The sequence below is a fragment of the Nocardia sp. NPDC046473 genome (assembly GCF_040645995.1).
In the GTDB taxonomy this organism is placed as follows: Bacteria; Actinomycetota; Actinomycetes; order Mycobacteriales; family Mycobacteriaceae; genus Nocardia.
The window spans coordinates 179,973-196,199 of the sequence record NZ_JBEYZJ010000013.1 but is presented as its reverse complement, the minus strand read 5'-3'; the positions used below and the strand labels follow the sequence as shown (position 1 = coordinate 196,199).

At 66.0% G+C, this 16,227-nt stretch carries 15 protein-coding genes; 4 read left to right on the top strand and 11 right to left on the bottom strand.

Going from position 1 to position 16,227, the window contains the following annotated elements; all coding sequences use genetic code 11:
• Window positions 1–469: 469 nt before the first annotated feature.
• On the bottom strand, window positions 470–883 hold the full coding sequence (locus ABZ942_RS39690) for a DoxX family membrane protein (protein WP_357391404.1): 414 nt from the start codon (window positions 881–883) through the stop codon (window positions 470–472).
• Window positions 884–992: 109 nt separating this feature from the next.
• Entirely contained in the window at window positions 993–1,883 is an 891-nt protein-coding gene (locus ABZ942_RS39685) for a helix-turn-helix domain-containing protein (protein ID WP_357391403.1), read from the bottom strand.
• Between the two features lie 73 nt (window positions 1,884–1,956).
• Between ABZ942_RS39685 and ABZ942_RS39680 the strand changes: the two genes are divergently transcribed.
• A complete protein-coding gene (locus ABZ942_RS39680) occupies window positions 1,957–2,427 on the top strand; it encodes a VOC family protein (RefSeq protein WP_357391402.1) in 471 nt (156 codons plus the stop codon).
• 115 nt (window positions 2,428–2,542) lie between these two features.
• Here ABZ942_RS39680 and uvrB read toward each other — a convergent pair whose 3' ends face one another.
• On the bottom strand, window positions 2,543–4,735 hold the full coding sequence (gene uvrB, locus ABZ942_RS39675; protein WP_357391401.1) for an excinuclease ABC subunit UvrB: 2,193 nt from the start codon (window positions 4,733–4,735) through the stop codon (window positions 2,543–2,545).
• Window positions 4,736–5,107: 372 nt separating this feature from the next.
• Between uvrB and ABZ942_RS39670 the strand changes: the two genes are divergently transcribed.
• Entirely contained in the window at window positions 5,108–5,752 is a 645-nt protein-coding gene (locus ABZ942_RS39670; RefSeq protein WP_357391400.1) for a DUF402 domain-containing protein, read from the top strand.
• 47 nt (window positions 5,753–5,799) lie between these two features.
• Window positions 5,800–6,324, top strand: a complete 525-nt coding sequence (locus ABZ942_RS39665) for a DUF402 domain-containing protein (protein WP_357391399.1) — start codon at window positions 5,800–5,802, stop codon at window positions 6,322–6,324.
• A 37-nt stretch (window positions 6,325–6,361) separates the two neighbouring features.
• On the opposite strand, the gene coaE is transcribed toward ABZ942_RS39665, so the two are convergent.
• On the bottom strand, window positions 6,362–7,564 hold the full coding sequence (gene coaE / locus ABZ942_RS39660) for a dephospho-CoA kinase (protein ID WP_357391398.1): 1,203 nt from the start codon (window positions 7,562–7,564) through the stop codon (window positions 6,362–6,364).
• Window positions 7,565–7,886: 322 nt separating this feature from the next.
• On the opposite strand from coaE, the gene ABZ942_RS39655 reads away from it, so the two are divergent.
• Window positions 7,887–8,099, top strand: coding sequence for a hypothetical protein (locus ABZ942_RS39655; protein ID WP_357391528.1), 213 nt, complete (start codon window positions 7,887–7,889; stop codon window positions 8,097–8,099).
• Between the two features lie 60 nt (window positions 8,100–8,159).
• Here the strand turns inward: ABZ942_RS39655 and ABZ942_RS39650 are convergent, their stop codons facing one another.
• From ABZ942_RS39650 to ABZ942_RS39620, 7 genes are all read right to left on the bottom strand, one after another.
• Window positions 8,160–9,704 carry an alkaline phosphatase family protein gene (locus ABZ942_RS39650; protein ID WP_357391397.1) on the bottom strand — a complete coding sequence of 515 codons (1,545 nt, stop codon included), beginning with the start codon at window positions 9,702–9,704 and terminating at the stop codon, window positions 8,160–8,162.
• 213 nt (window positions 9,705–9,917) lie between these two features.
• Window positions 9,918–11,321 carry an MATE family efflux transporter gene (locus ABZ942_RS39645; protein ID WP_357391396.1) on the bottom strand — a complete coding sequence of 468 codons (1,404 nt, stop codon included), beginning with the start codon at window positions 11,319–11,321 and terminating at the stop codon, window positions 9,918–9,920.
• Window positions 11,322–12,437, bottom strand: coding sequence for a cysteine synthase family protein (locus tag ABZ942_RS39640; protein WP_357391395.1), 1,116 nt, complete (start codon window positions 12,435–12,437; stop codon window positions 11,322–11,324).
• Complete coding sequence (locus ABZ942_RS39635; protein WP_357391394.1) at window positions 12,419–13,768, bottom strand: alanine racemase; 1,350 nt, start codon at window positions 13,766–13,768, stop codon at window positions 12,419–12,421. Before ABZ942_RS39635 ends, ABZ942_RS39640 begins: the two co-directional genes overlap by 19 nt.
• A complete protein-coding gene (locus ABZ942_RS39630; protein ID WP_357391393.1) occupies window positions 13,759–14,733 on the bottom strand; it encodes an ornithine cyclodeaminase in 975 nt (324 codons plus the stop codon). The genes ABZ942_RS39635 and ABZ942_RS39630 overlap by 10 nt, the downstream gene beginning before the upstream one ends.
• Window positions 14,730–15,329 (bottom strand): ATP-binding cassette domain-containing protein, encoded by a 600-nt coding sequence (locus tag ABZ942_RS39625; RefSeq protein ID WP_357391392.1) that lies wholly within the window; start codon window positions 15,327–15,329, stop codon window positions 14,730–14,732. The genes ABZ942_RS39630 and ABZ942_RS39625 overlap by 4 nt, the downstream gene beginning before the upstream one ends.
• A 65-nt stretch (window positions 15,330–15,394) precedes the next feature.
• Entirely contained in the window at window positions 15,395–16,222 is an 828-nt protein-coding gene (locus tag ABZ942_RS39620; protein WP_357391391.1) for an ABC transporter ATP-binding protein, read from the bottom strand.
• Window positions 16,223–16,227 lie beyond the last annotated feature (5 nt).

The following is a 16,227-nucleotide window of genomic DNA, read 5'->3' as shown; positions in this document are numbered from 1 at the left end:
CCAACTGTGTCAGGGTGCCTACGCCAGGGTGCATACCAAGACGTGCCCCGGCGCAGCGACTTGCGTCGACCCTAGCGGCAAACAGACCGGAAATATCAGAAATCGCAGCACATCACATTGCCGGTGTCCTGGCATTGCCGCCACATGTTCGCCAGGAAATGCGGGAAGGGCATGACCAACCTGGGCAGACACAATTGCCGGGCCGGCAAACTGTGATCAAGCACAATGACGATGAACGGTCTTGTCTCCCTGGGATATTCGTCACATACCAGCGGGGATCGAACAGACATCAGCCCGCCGCGGCGCGCAAATCGCGCACCGGGACGGGCCGCTGGAGCCTGGGACTACCGTGCCATTACGGCCACTGTTGGTAGTTCGCCCAGAATAAGCCGAGAATCGCTCCGATGATGTCCATGCCTTCCTCTCCCTGCAGTAAAAAGGACGCGCAATATTAGCGCGACAAGCGGGGTCAGAGGTCGAAAAGCGGTCCGGTGATGGTCAATCCGAGGTCGTCGACGTGAGCGAAGAACGCGAACAGCATCAACGCGGCGCCAACCAGCGCGAGGTTCTTGTTGAAGTTGACCATTTCGGCCTGTTTGGCCTGCGGATCCGTTTCCTTCCAGAACTGGTGCATCAGCACCGCGGTCACCACCAGCAGCGCCGCGAGCAGTAGTGACCCGAGATCGGCCCACACGCCCAGCAACACCATCAGTCCGCCGAGACCGAACAGCGCGCCCGAACCGAGCACCGACAGCTTCGCCATCGGCACACCCTTGCTCGCCGTATAGCCCGCCATCGCTTCGGTCTGCATGAAGTGCCCGACCGCCGAGCTCAGGAACAACACCGAGAACAACACCCGCCCGATCAACACCACAACATCCATGTCCAGCTCCTTTTTTGGCTGACAGTAGTAGTGCAACATTCAACTAAGTGTCCTGGGAAGTGTTCCCCGGAGCCCGCGGTCGAATGGTCGAAAACGGTCGGCCCAGCAACTACGACCTGGTCGGCATGACCTTTGCCGTGACCTCGTTGCGCGAGCGTAGCGAATTCTTGGCGTATTCCAGTGGAGCCATTCCGACTTCCGCGGTGAACTCGCGCGAGAAGTGCGCCTGATCGAAGTATCCCAGTTCCGCGGCCAATGTGGCGAGATCTTCGGTGCGACCGCGGGCGAGCAGTTCGGCCCCGTCCTGCAGGCGGTAGCGGCGCAGCACCCACTTCGGGCCCGCGCCGACGTAGCGGCGGAACATGCGCTGCAAGGTGCGGGTCGGTACGTCGAATCGGTCGGTGATCTGGTCGACCCTGGTCAGATCCTGGTCCTGGGCCATCGCGTCGATGATGCGCAGCACCAGGTGATAGGTCGGATCGTCGGCGGCGGGGCGGGCGGCGAGGAAGTCCTCGAGGATGGCGCGGCGTTGTTCGTCGGTGGCCACGTCGAGGACGCGGTCGGCCAGGCCGTGCGCGTCGGGCATGACGTCGGTCAGTTCGACGACGGTGTCACGGAAGGAACCGACGTCGAGTCCGGTGAAGGCGCCGAAGCCGCCCGCGCGGAAACGCAGGCCGAATACCTCACCCTCGTCGCTGAGTTCGCGGACGAACTTCGTGGTGCATACGCCGTTGACGAAACCGCCTGTGCGGCTTGCGGATCGCTCGAAGGTGATGTTCACGCTGGGGTAGGAGAGCACCTCGGCTTGGTAGGGCGGTCTGCCGCGTAGGTCCCAGCGCACCGACCAGTACCACTCGACGAATCGGTCCACGGCGGGGCCGGCGGGCAGCCGGGCCAGCGTGCGGTACTTGGCCTGTTCGTCCGGGTGCAGGATGCCGGTGGTGTCCGCGGGGGCCACCGGGTTCCGGGGCAGCGGCGCGGAATCAGTGCTGCCGGACACGGTTTCGCTCCCGCCGGCCATGGTGTCGCGTTCTTACAAGACCAACAGCGCGCGGCCGAGCAGGATTGATGTCATGACAAACACCGTGAATCCCATCGCCGAGGGCTACCACTCCATCACCTGTTTCCTCGCGGTCGACGACGGCAACAAGGCCATCGACTTCTACACCGCGGTGCTCGGCGCCGAGGTGATCACCCGCAACGATCTGCCCGACGGCCAGCCCGCACACGCGGAGCTGAAGATCGGCGACTCCACCTTGCAGTTGGGCATGCCGATACCGGACAACAACGTGCTCGCCCCGAACGGCGAGTGGGTGCACACCTCGATCGTGCACTACTGCCCCGACGTCGACGGCGTCATCAAGCGGGCCCTCGAACACGGTGCCCGCAGTGCCGAAGAACCCCAAACCTTCGTCACCGGTGACCGTTTCGGCGTCATGATCGATCCGTTCGGCCACCGCTGGGCGGTGCTGACCAAGGTCGAGGACGTCTCGCGCGAGGAAGCCGAGCGCCGTGTCAACGAATGGATGGCCACCCAGAGCTGACGTGCCTCGCGGCGCCGGACCGCCGCTGCGTCGTGTCGGTGTGCCCAGCGAACGTCGGAACCGAGTCGTGCCGCATGGTGCGGAACTGACGACTCGGTCCCGAAGGCGCTGCCGCTCAACTCAATCCGGCGGCGTCCATGCCGCGCAGTTCCTTCTTGAGATCGGCGATCTCGTCCCGCAGTCGGCCTGCGAGCTCGAACTGGAGCTCGCGGGCCGCGTTCATCATCTGTGCGGTGAGTTCCTTGACCAGGTCCGCGAGTTCGGCGCGCGGCATCGACTTGATATCGCGGCCCTCGTAGACGCCCGCGCTGACCGCGCGGCCCGGTTCGCCCTGCGCGCGGCGGCCGCGGCTGGAGTTGCGGCCGGAGCCGCCGACCGCAACCTCGGTGTCGTCGGCCTCCAGATACACCTGGTCGAGGATGTCGGCGATCTTCTTACGCAACGGTTGTGGGTCGATGCCCTTCTCCGTGTTGTAGGCGACCTGCTTGGCCCGGCGGCGATCGGTCTCGTCGATGGCGTGCCGCATCGAGTCGGTGATCTTGTCGGCATACATGTGCACCTCGCCGGACACGTTGCGCGCCGCGCGGCCGATGGTCTGGATCAGGCTGGTGCTGCTGCGCAGGAAGCCTTCCTTGTCCGCGTCGAGGATCGCGACCAGCGACACCTCGGGCAGGTCGAGACCCTCGCGCAGCAGGTTGATGCCGACCAGCACGTCGTATTCGCCGAGTCGCAACTGCCGCAACAGTTCCACGCGACGCAACGTGTCGATCTCGGAGTGCAGATACCGCACCCGCACACCCAACCCGAGCAGATAGTCGGTGAGATCCTCCGACATCTTCTTGGTGAGCGTGGTGACCAGCACCCGCTCGTCCTTCTCGGTACGCTGCCGGATCTCGTGCACCAGGTCGTCGATCTGGCCCTTGGTCGGCTTGACCACTACCTTCGGATCGACCAGGCCGGTCGGGCGGATGACCTGCTCGACCACCTCGCCGCCGACCTGGCCCAGTTCGTAGGGCCCCGGCGTGGCCGACAGGTACACCGCCTGGCCGATCCGGTCGGCGAACTCCTCCCAGGTGAGCGGCCGGTTGTCCACCGCAGACGGCAGCCGGAACCCGAATTCGACCAGGTTGCGCTTGCGCGACATGTCGCCCTCGTACATGCCGCCGATCTGCGGCACCGTCACGTGCGACTCGTCGATGACGAGCAGGAAGTCGTCGGGGAAGTAGTCGAGCAGCGTCGCGGGCGCCGACCCGGCCGGGCGGCCGTCGATGTGCCGCGAGTAGTTCTCGATGCCGGAGCAGAACCCGACCTGGCGGATCATCTCCAGGTCGTACTGGGTCCGCATACGCAGTCGCTGAGCCTCGAGCAGCTTGCCCTGTCGTTCCAGCTCGGCCAGCCGCACTTCCAGTTCGGCCTCGATGTCGCGCACCGCGCGCTCCATCCGGTCCGGGCCCGCCACGTAGTGGGTGGCCGGGAAGATGCGCAGCATGTCCACCTGGCGAACCACGTCGCCGGTGAGCGGGTGCAGGTAATACAGCGCCTCGATCTCGTCGCCGAAGAACTCGATGCGGATCGCGAGTTCCTCGTAGGACGGGATGATCTCGACGGTGTCACCGCGCACCCGGAACGAGCCGCGGGTGAACGCCATGTCGTTGCGGGTGTATTGCACGTCGACCAGCAGCCGCAGCAGCGCGTCGCGGTCGACCTCGCCGCCGACCTCGAGCTGCACCGACCGATCGAGGTAGGACTGCGGGGTGCCGAGGCCGTAGATGCACGACACCGACGCGACCACCACCACATCGCGCCGGGACAGCAGGCTCGACGTGGCCGAGTGCCGCAGCCGCTCGACGTCGTCGTTGATCGAGCTGTCCTTCTCGATGTAGGTATCGGTCTGCGCGATGTACGCCTCGGGTTGGTAGTAGTCGTAGTACGAGACGAAGTATTCGACGGCGTTGTTCGGCAGCATCTCTCGCAGCTCGTTGGCCAGCTGCGCGGCGAGGGTCTTGTTCGGCGCCATCACCAGTGTGGGGCGCTGCAGCCGCTCGATGAGCCAGGCGGTGGTGGCCGACTTGCCGGTGCCGGTGGCGCCGAGCAGCACCACGTCGCGCTCCCCCGCCTTGACCCGGCGTTCCAGCTCCTCGATGGCGGCCGGCTGGTCACCGGCGGGCACATGCTCGCTGACCACCTGGAAGCGCGCGTCACTGCGCTCGATCTCGCCGACGGGCCGATGCTCGGAGTGCGCCAGCGGGGTCTCGCCCGCGACCCTCTCCTCGTAGCCTTCCGTCGGAATCTCGGTTGCGAATGCCATGCTCACCAGCCTAAGCCCAGCCACCGACAGATTTCAGCGGTCGTGCGGGCGGTGGCTGCCGCGGACCCCGACTGGTGGGTCTCGGCCTGGTGGTGGTGTGCCGAGCCCCGGAGATAAAACCGCGATCGTCTCTCCCCCATTCCCGGGCGGGATAAACCTCTGACGAGTAAGTTTTACCGGAGCAATACCAGGCTTTACCGGGACAATACTGTTTCACTCTCAGGCACCGTTATGTGTCCGAAATGTCCCATGCGCCAACACATTTCGTGGCCAAAAACATATCGCGTCAATCCGCCCGATCACCATTTCCCGGGTGTACTCTGGCTTGGTTGTTCGGACAACAAAGTTCGGATGTGGCGAAGGACTAGAGCCATGAGAGGTCTGATTCCATTGCTCAATACCGTGCCGACCACCGGCTTCACCGGAAGTATCGCCCGACACATCCGTGCGGCGGTACCAGGCCTCAACAACAACGCCGCCGCCCCGCCGAACACCGCGTTACCGCCCGGCCATCCGCCGCACCGGCCGCACGTCGAGTACTTCAACCTCGCCGAGCACACCAGCACCGACAGCAAGGGCTTCGTCCGCCAGGTCGAGCGCTACCACCACGAACCGTGGGGCGTATATATGGCGCGCATCGTGCCCGTCCCGCACCATCACTACCTGGAGTCCTGGCTGCTGCCCGAACTCTCGCTGCGGGTGACGTGCGCTCGGCGGAACCCGGCGCACCACATCGACCACGACTTCCACCTCGATATCGGCGAGTTCACCCAGGTCGCGCCGAAACGCTGGAAGGCCGTCGACCACTACCTCGACATCGAGGTACATCGCGGCCACCACGTCGAACTGCTCGGCGTCGACGACCTGCTCGCCGCCCACGCGGCCGGATTGGTGGACACCGCGCAGGCGCATCGGGCCTTCGAGTGCGCGACCGCGGCACTGGACGGACTCGCCGCCAACGACCACTGCGTCGAGGACTGGCTCGCCACCCAGGGCATCACGCTCACCTGGATGTAACCGCGAGGCCACTCGACTCCGACGTCGCGGCGGTAGATTCTGAATGCATGACCCAGGCACCATCCGTTGACGTGCATCGGCCCAAGGTCGAGTACTTCGACCTCGCGGACCTGACGAACACGGATCCGAAGGGATTCGTGCGGCCGGTCGAGCAGTACCACGTGGAGCCGTGGGGCCTGTACATGGCGCGAACCTCCGACCATGAACAGTTCCACTACATCGAATCGTGGCTACTGCCCGACTTGGCGCTGCGCGCCTCCGTCTTCCACTACCACCCCGAGCACCAGCGGGACCAGGACTTCTACCTCGATCTCGGCGAGTTCGGTCAGGTAGCGCCCGAACGGTGGAAGTCGGTGGACCACTATCTGGACATCATCGTGCGCACCGGTCGCGGTACCGAGCTGCTCGACGTCGACGAGCTGCTCGCCGCGCACGCGGCCGGCCTGCTCACCGCCGCCCAGGCCCAGGCCGCCATCGAGACCGCCACCAGCACCATCGACGGCATCGCCGCCAACGATTACCGCCTCGAAAGTTGGCTCGAGCAGCGCGGCATCACGCTGACCTGGAAGTAGCGGAAGACTGGGGCAGCCTCGCAAAGCTGTTGCGCTGCTACCGATCTCGCCAAGCCAGCATGCGGGGGTAGGCAGCGGCGAACCAGGGTTCCTTGATATCCAGATATGCTTCCGTCGCCTCCGCGCCTGTCAGCCCCGCCGCCTTCGCCTCCGCCGCGCGCTTCACCTCGAGGTATTCGGCACGCGCGTCGGCGTCGGCGCGCAACCAATCACGGAACAGCAGCGCGTACTCTTGCCCGGGCGAACCAGCCACGCGCACATGAACATTGGCGAGTCGGCCGGGATCGGCGTTCTGGTGATAGCGCTTGGTCCACAACGCGACGTCCGTGCCCATCGGATCCTGCGGCATCGGTCGCGGGCAGTCCTCGGTAACCTCCGGCCGAACCGGAAAACCCGCTGCGCCCAACGCATCTCGCAGCCCGTCGGCGGCGGCGAGGCCGGCAACGGTGATCTGTAGATCGATCACGTCCTTGGCCGGAAGATCCGGCACCGCAGTCGATCCGATGTGATCTATCCGCGATGCGGACGCGCCGCACGCCACCCACAGCCGCGCGATGAGCCGTTGTGCCTGCACGGCCCACTCCGGGTTCGCGGGTACGACCCGTACCTCTTTCCGACGCGCGGGCGTCCCCGTGCGCAGGTTGTGCTCGAACGGCTCCAGCCGCTCCAGCCACAACTGCCGCACCACGCCCTCGATTGCCCCCGGCGCCCCACTGTTGTCGAGCAACACATCGGCAACCGCGCGCCGCTGCTCGTCGGTGGCCTGCGCGGCGATACGCGCCCGCGCATCGGCTTCGGCAACGCCACGGAATTCGACAAGCCGACGCAACCGAATTTCCGCATCGACATCGACGACAATTACCAAGTTCATCAATGGCGCGAGACCGTTCTCCACCAGCAATGGAATATCTTGCACGACAATGGCATCGCCCGGCGCCGCGGCAATGAGTTCGGCGGTGCGTTTACCGACCAACGGGTGCGTAATCGAATTCAAGGTCGCGCGGGATTCGTCATCGGCAAAAGCCTTGGCCGCCAAGGCCGGTCGATCCAGGCTGCCGTCGGCCGCCAGAATCTCGGTACCGAACGCCGCGACGAGCGCAGCGAGGCCCTCGGTACCTGGCGCGACGACCTCTCTGGCGATCACGTCGGAGTCGACGATCACCGCACCGAGGTCGGCGAGGATCCGCGCCACTGTGGACTTGCCCGCTCCCATGCCTCCGGTGAGGCCGATCCGCAACATTCGACCAGTCTCGCATCCCGCGCCCGACGGCGGGCTCGCCGCCCACGGCGGGTGACGCAAGGACCGACGCTCGACTACGGCGGCACAATCAGCCCGATTACCCATCCGGGCCGCGGTTTCCACCTGTCGCCGCCGTAATTGCCCGATCCGTGACGAGGCCGAGACCAATTCGCAACAATTCCGGCCGGACCGGGTACATCGGCGACAACTTTCCGACACGCCGAGGCAATTACTTGCGCAAAATACTCTGTGTGGCACTTTCGTTCGGCTAATCTTCGCCCTGGCGATCGGAGCGCCAGCACCAGCAAGCAAAGGAACACCATTGGGCACCAGAATGAACCAGACGGCTCGCCACCGCCTGGGTATGGCGGGCGGCGTGCACTGCATCCACATCCCCGCTGTCGCGGCCGCGTTGGCCGAACACCGTCGTACATGGTTCACCGCACTGCTCAGCCCGGCCCGGCACAGCTTCGCGGCCATGCGAAAACGCTCCGTCGTGCCGTCCGTCCGGTGGGTGCCCGCCACCGCGAGCTGACCGCAGACTTCGCGAACCGGTTCGAGAAGTGGCCCAGCCCCCGCCAGGGCTGGGCCACTCTCATGCCCGAATCAACCCGCTCGGCTTGCGCCGGGTACCGGGTTGCTGTGTCGGCATCGAATTCGGCGGCACCGGATAGGGAATCCCGGTTGTCGCCGTACCCAACGCGATATTCGGGCCGCATTGGGCGACCGCGGCATCCATTTTCGGTTTCGGGTCGGGCAGCACCGGTTTCGCGATATTCGGTGCCGAGCCGAAATCGAAGGTGGAGGTCATATCGCCGGTGACGCCGCGTCGCCACGCGGTCACATTCGGCACCTCCACTCCGAACCTGGTTTCCAGCAGTCGCAGCTGTGAGGTGTGGTCGAAGGTCTCGGAGGCGACGAGCCCGCCCCGGGTGTACGGCGAAATCACCAGCGCCGGAACGCGATAGCCCAAACCTATCGGACCGGCGATGCCCTTCGCGGCGGACACGCGGTCCAGCGGCACGGTGAGGAACTCGCCCGGAGTGCCCGGCGGCGGGGTCGGCGGGGTGACGTGATCGAAGAAGCCGCCGTTCTCGTCGTAGCTGATGATCAGCGCGGTCTTCTCCCACACCTTCGGGTTCGAGGTGAGGATGTCGAGCAGCTGCACGATGCCGAACGCGCCGAATGCCGCTGGCAGCGCGGGATGTTCGCAGTTCAGCAGCGACGGGATCACCCAGGAGACGGCAGGCAGCGTGTCATTGGCGACGTCGGCCTGAAAGTCGTTGGGGTACACCGGAGCCAGGCCGCGGCGTGCCAATTCCGAGTTCGGGTCCGATGATTGGGTGAAGCAGCCGAGCATGCCGTCGAGGATCACCGAGGACAGCGGGCCGACGTCGCGATTGTTGTAGACCTTCCAGCTGACGCCTGCCTCGGACAGGTTCTCCGGGTACGTGCGCCAGCTGTACACGTGCTGCGGAATCAGCTTGGGGGTCTCCACCAGCGGCCCGCCCGCGAGTCCGTCCGGGTCGATGGTTCCGCTGATCCAGTACAGCCGGTTCGGATCGGTGGGGCCGAGCACCGAGCAGTGGTAGTTGTCGCACAGCGTGAAAGCGTCGGCGAGCGCGGTGTGGATCGGAATGTCTTCGGGCAGGTAGTAACCCATCGCCGCGGGTGCGTTGGCCGGGCCGACGCTGGCGACCGACATCGGCATCCACTGGTCGTTGCGACCGCCGTTCCAGGAGCGATGCATGCCCTCCCAGGAATGGTCCGGGTCGTTGATGCATTCACCGTCGAGCGAGGCACCGCGGGTGGTGTCCAGGCGGAACGGATTCACATAACCGTCCGGGCCGGGGCCCGCACCGGGCGTCCAGCCGTATTGCCGCCAGGCCGTCGACGGGTCGTCGAACCCGCGAACGCCGGACAGGGTGCCGAAATAGTGGTCGAACGAGCGGTTTTCTTGCATCAGCAACACGAAGTGCTCGATATCGCCGAGTCCACCCATCCCGGCGGGGTCGGCGGCGTAGGCCCGCTCGATGATCGGGTTGGCCCACGAGGCCAACGCGCCCACCGCACCGGCCGCCGCCGCCTTCGCTAGGAATTGTCTGCGATTGAGCCCACTGAATGGCCCCGCTGCACACATGTCTTCGGCCGACCTTTCCGCCAGGGCTGTCGAGCAGAGTTTCGCGATCCGCGCCGACCATACCCGACGTGCTGCGACGCCGCAGAGAAAGATCGTTTAGGCATGCCGGGAAGTGAGCAGAAGCACGGTGCGGGTTGACGATTCCTGGATAGTAGCTCGATAGCTGCCCGAAACATCATACCGTTCTGAGTGTTTCACCCGTTTTGCCCGCTTTCACCCGATCGATGCCACGGATTCCCGCGTGGGCGTGGCCAAGTCGGCGGCGCCGCGCCGAAACCTGCGCCACACCAGCAATGCGGTGGCGCCGAACCCCAGGCACAGCCCGAGCCAGATGCCCGGCGCGCGCCAGCCGAAACCGAACCCGAAGAGCACCATGGCCGGTACGCCGATCGCGAAATAGCCGATCAGCGTGCTCTGCATCCCCGCCTTGGTATTTCCGATGCCACGCAGCAGTCCGATGGACAGGTTCTGCGAGCCCTTGCAGTACTGCTGGACGATCGCGAACCACAGCAGGGTCGAGGCTGCGGCGACGACGGCGGTGTCGTCCTGGTGCGCGCCGAGGAACGGCGTGAGAACGGCACTGGGGAACAGCAGGTAGCCGAGGCCGATCACGGTCATGAAGGCGAAGCCGATGGCGAAGGTACGGCGGGCGATGTCCGCCACCGCATTCCGGTCGCCCTGCCCGATCGTCCGGCTGACCAGGATCGAAGAGCCCTGGGAGAGACCGATATTGACCTGGTAGACGATGTAGGCCAGCTGGTTGACGATATTGCTCGCGGCCAGCGCCACCGGACCGAAGCTGCCCATCAACACCGCGGCGACGGACGTGATCGCCGCTTCCGCACCGTAGGTCAACGAGATCGGGGTGCCCATCCGGACGATTCGCGTGATGGTTGCCCGGTCCGCCTGCCACGCTCGCAGCGACAGCAGATCGCCGAGCAGCGGGTCGCGTTTGACGGTGCGCAGATAGAGACCGAACGTCCACAGTTGAACGAGGGTGGTGGACAGGCCGATTCCGGCGAGGCCGAGTTTCGGCATGCCGAGCCAGCCGAAGATGAACAGGGCGTTCAGGAGTGCGTTGACGCCGATCGACAACAGCGTCACGCGTAACAGTGAACCTGCCCGGCGGAGGCCGACGGCGAACTGCCGCAACACGTTCAACCACAGCATCGGGATCAGGCCGGGCGCGAGCGTCCACATGATCGGGCGTGCCAGGTCGAGCACCGCGGGGTCCTGGCCGAGCCAACGCAGCGCATAGCCCAGCGTGATCAGGATCAGCGCGCCTGCTGTCGAGGTCACCGTGGCCACAAACGCCGCGGCCCGGACCAACCCACGGATCTCGGCGCGCGCCTGCCCATCGATATCGACACGACCGGTGCGTTTTTCGCTGCTCCCCACCGCCTCGGCGATCAGGTTTCCGACACCGGTGATCATGCCGACACACATGGTGCGCAGCTGGTTGTACAGCAACAGCGCGAGGCCGCCCGCCGCGACGGACGCGACGCCGAGCAGTCCCATCATCGCGAGATCGACGGTGGTCAGCGCCACTTGGGCGAGCTGGATGCCGGCGATCGGGGCGGCCAGCGCGATGATGGCTCGATACGGTCGAAAGTTCACCTACGCTCCCGCCCGCTCGACGCCGTATGCCGCCAGCCGTACCGATTCGTCGTAAGCGCGGCAGAGCCTGGTGATTCGCTGTTGCGCGGCCCGGTCGTAGAGGCCACGTTCGAGCAGCCAGTCGTCGTCGTACACGGTGTCGAGGTACTTCTCTCCCGCGTCGCACACCAGCACGATCACCGTGCTGCCCGCCGGCACATGCACCAGACGGCGCAGTGCCACCTGGATTGCGGCGCCGCCGGTTCCGCCCACCAGGATGCCGGTGCGGCGGGCCACCACCCGCGCGGTGGCGAACGCGTCGACGTCGCGGACTCGGCAGTTCTCATCGATGGCGTCGTATTTCACGTTGCCGCCCACTGGGAATCCGGCAGGGCTGCCCGCGCCGGTCTGCCAGTAGCTGCCGCCCGCGCCGCCGAAGATGATGGAGCCGGTGGGTTCGACGCCGAGCGCGTAGACCCGAGAGCCGAGCCTGCGTAGTTCTTCGACTGTGCCGCAGAGGGATCCGCCGGTACCGACGGCGCCGATGAGGTACTCGATGTCGGTGTCGATGTCGGCCAAGAGTTCGCGAGCCAGGTCGCGGTAGCCCGCGTTGTTGTGCGGGTTGTTGTGCTGGTCCGGGCGATAGGCGCCGGTCCGTGCGGCGATCTCGGCGGCGATGCGCCTGCGTTCGACGGTGCTCGGGCCGCCGCCGGTGCCGCTGTCCACCGAAACCAGGTGGGCACCCATTGCTTTCATGGCACGGAGCTTGTCCTTGGCGGCGTGGCCGTCGACTACGGCGGTGAAGGTGTAGCCGCGCTCCAGGGCCATCAGTGCGAGTCCGGTGCCGGTGTTGCCGGAGGTGGGTTCGACGATGTGGCCGCCGGGACGCAGTTCGCCGCTGCGTTCGGCCTGCAGCACCATCTCGCGTGCCATCCGGACTTTCGCGGAGCCGGTCGGGTTGAACTGCTCCAGCTTCAGCAGCAAGCGGGTGCCCGTGCCGGTGCGAATGAGTTCGAGGAGCGGGGTGGAGCCGATGAGTTCGGAGGCGGAGCGGACGACGTTTTCGCTGCGCCGAGGCAGCTGGGTGGTGGCCGGTAATGGCAGCACGGCATGCGCGTTCACTTGTCCAATCGCCACTGGAACCGGTCCTCCTGCGGTGTGATGACTACCTTTGGCGGCAGCGGGAGTTGGTGGAATTCGCTTTCGTTCTTGTCCATCTGATAGCCCGCCGTATTCGGATACAGCAGTAGGTCGCCGTGGCCGGGGCGTTGCGGCAGCGGCACTTTGCGCCAGGTGAGCACGTCGTATTCCATGCAGCTGGCACCGCCGACGCAGGTGGCGATCGGTTCCGCTGCCGGATCGAGATTGCGGGGCACCAGGATCGGGTCCGGTAGGAATTCGCTGCCCTTCCATTGTTCGGACACGCTCATACTCAGACCGTGCACGGCGGTGATGCCGTAGTCGGCGTTCTGCTTGTAGCCGAGAACTGGGAACACAGTGCAGCCCGCATCGATGAGGAGCGCGCGGCCGGGCTCGATGAAGAGCTGGATGTCGTTGTCACGCAAGTGGTTCGCCAACGTGTGGCCCTCGAATGCGGTCGTGAGGATGGCCTCCAGCATGTCGGCACCGGTCGGGGCCTGTGCGTATGGGTAGAACTTCTCGAACCGCTTTCCGGCGTGGAACCAGTCGTCGCGCTGGTGCGTGACGAAGGCGTTCCAGTCGTCGTCACCGAGGTAGCGACAAGCGAAGCCGCCACCTATCGAGAGTGTGGTGAGCGGTAGACCTTGCGCTTTCACCCTGGCGCACAATCGGATCAGGTCGAAGGCAAGCTCAGCACGTGGTGCGACCGCGTAGCCATCCAGGTGGAACGAGAACCCGATCAACTCGACCCGTGGCCGTAGTCGCGCACACAGCGCGATGGCGGTGTCGAGATCTGTTGCCGACAAACCGAATCGGCTGTGCGGTGCGTTCGGCGGCAACGTCCGCAACAGGATGCGCACCGACCCGGCATTCCGTGCGATCGCCGCGACCCGATCCAGTTCATCGAGTGCGTCGATGGCGACCACACAGTCGTGCCGGGCGGCAAGCCGCAGCAGCCCATCGGTTTTCGCCGCACCGGTCACCCCGATATCGCGGCCGCGAATGCCGTTCGCCAGCGCATGCACCAGTTCGGGTTCACTCGCGACGTCCACGGCACCGTCGAGATCGGCGATGATCGGCAGCCAGCAGCCTGCCTTGTTGGCCTTCTTCCCGTAGTAGACCTGGCCGCGCACGCGGTGTCCGGCAAGCGTTTTCTGGAAGGACCGGAGGTTGTCGGCGAACTGTTCCGGGTAGACGACGTGGAACGGGCCGCCGACCGCGTGGTGAATGTCGAAGAGCAGCTGCCGATCCGCGCGCACCCGCCGCTGCCAGTCCGGTTCCAGCGCGGGCAATGCGGGCAGATCGACCAGCGAGGCGTTCAGGACCACAGTTCCACCCGCTGTCCGCGTCCCGCCGCCACCGCGCGGGTGGCCAATGCATGGGCGACCGGGATATCGGTGATGATCATGCCGCTGGCGAACGCGAACACCCGATCTGCGTCGCTCGATCGTCCGTGTGTTTTTCCGGCCACGATGTCGGGCAGTTCTGCGTCGATGACCGGACCGTCCGGTCCCGCCAGCCGACTGCCGGTGACGCCGAGTTGCCCGGCGCTGGTGGCGATCGCGTAGTCGGCCGCGCGCAGGGCGCCGCTCTCGACACCCTTGCTGGCCACCGAGATCAGCAGTCCGCCCGGCGGCAGCCATTCGGTGCGCACCTTGGGATGCGCGGCCCGCCCGGAGGCGACGACAACGATGTCGGACTCGGCGACCGCCGACGGCACATCGTCGACGAGCTCGATGTCCCGCTTCGGAAACCAGCGGCGCATGGCGGCAAGGCTTTCGGCGATGCCGTCGGGATGCGTCCCGAAGAGCCGCAGCTTCTCCAGTCCCGGCAGCGCGGTCAGCAAGTAAGGCAACGTGTTTTGGCCCTGAATGCCCGTGCCGATCATGAGGGCGGTGGTAGCTCCCTCGCGGGCACAGTGTTTCGCGATGATGGCGGTGGTGGCCGGCGTGCGAGCGGCCCCGACGCGCTGACAGTCCATGAACGCGAACGGGAGACCGGTGGTGTCGTCGTACAGGCTGATCGTCGTGTAGTACTTGTCCGCGCTCGCGCTGCCCTGCCGATAGGACGTCTTGAATCCGAGGTGCTCCAGCGAACTGTCGTAGCCGAGCATCGAATACGACACCGCGTCGCGCTCGGTCTTCGGGATAGGCATCATCAGCTTCACCGGGCAGCGGGAGTCGCCGTGCGCGAACGCCAGGTAGCCGTCCTCGACCAGATCGATCACCTCGGCGGGCGGTAGGTCGATATCGGCCAGATCGGCGCGAGTGAGGATATGCAGTGGGTTACTCATAAAACTCCGATGTCGAGAGGACGCCCGGCCGGTGGTACCGCGGCGGGAGAAGGGTTGTCGCCCAGGTGCACAACGCGATCCGTGCACACGGAGAGCAGCGCGAGGTCGTGACTGATGAACAGCACCCCGACACCGGTGGCGGCCAGGCCGGTCACGGTGCGGGCCACGGTGGCGGTGGTGGCCGGGTCGAGCATCGAGGTCATCTCGTCACAGAGCAGGTAGTCGGGTTTGGCGGCGAGGACACGGGCGACCGCCGCCCGCTGTAGTTGGCCGTCGGAGACCTGCGCCGGGTATCGGTCGAGCAGATCCGCTGTCATGCCGACGGATTCGACGAGGGTGTCCCAGTCCACCGGTCCGCGGGCGAGTTCGGCGATGGATTGACGCAGCGGCAGGCGGGGATCGCACGATCGACGTGGCGACTGGAACAGCATCGCGATCCGGCCGGTCCTTCGCCGCGGCAAGGGCGCACCGTCGCAGGTGACGCGACCGCTGTCCGGTCGTCGCAGGCCCGAGAGGACGTGCGCGAGAGTCGTTTTACCGGTGCCGGATGGTCCCGCCAGGCCGACCACCTCGCCGTGTCCGATCTCGATGGACACATCGGTGAGTACCCGACGCCCGCCAAGGTGGGCCGAAACATGGTGTGCAGCAAGCGATCGTTGAGTCATGGTGTGCCATATCGGAAGTCGTCGGGCAGATTGACCAGCTCCGGTGTGCGGAACGGCAGGGGCGACAACCCGTTCTCCGGCAGTGCGGCGAGCAGGTCTTTGGTGTACCGCTCCCCCGGATTGTCGAGAACTGTCTCGGCACTGCCGGACTCGACGATCCGGGACGCGTACATCACCGAGACATCGGTGCATATCGCGGACTCCTGCAATGCGGTGAGATCGTGGGTGACCAGCAGGACGTGGCCGCCACCTGCGGCGAAGTCGCCGAGCAACCCCAGGATCGCCGCCGCCCGCTCGGCGTCGAGTGCCGAGGTCGGTTCGTCCGCGATGATCAGCGCCGGATCCCCCGCCAGCGCGAAGGCCATGGCCGCACGCTGCGCCATGCCGCCGGACAGTTCGTGTGGATACTGCTGCAGCACAGTGACTTCCAGCCCAACTCGGGCGAGAAGTTCGACCGGATCGTGCGCGGCGCCGAGATACCGAATCGTCTCGGCCAGCTGTGACCCGATCCGCCGCACCGGCGTGAAGTAGGTCATCGCCGACGGCGGCACCCATGCCACGGTGTGGCCGCGCGACCGCCAGATCTCCCGGGTGGTCAGCGTCCGATCGTCGAGCTCCAGCGCTACCGCACCGGTCAGGTGCGCCCGCTTCGGCAGGAGCCCGGTGATCGTCGCGGCCAACATCGACTTGCCGGAACCGGATTCCCCGATCAACCCGTGTACGGTCCCGCGCCGCACCACCAGGTCCGCGGCTGTCACGGCATGCACCGAACGGCCGGGTGCCAGCGGAATCCGCACCGTGACCTGATGGAGGGTGAGTGTCATAGCGA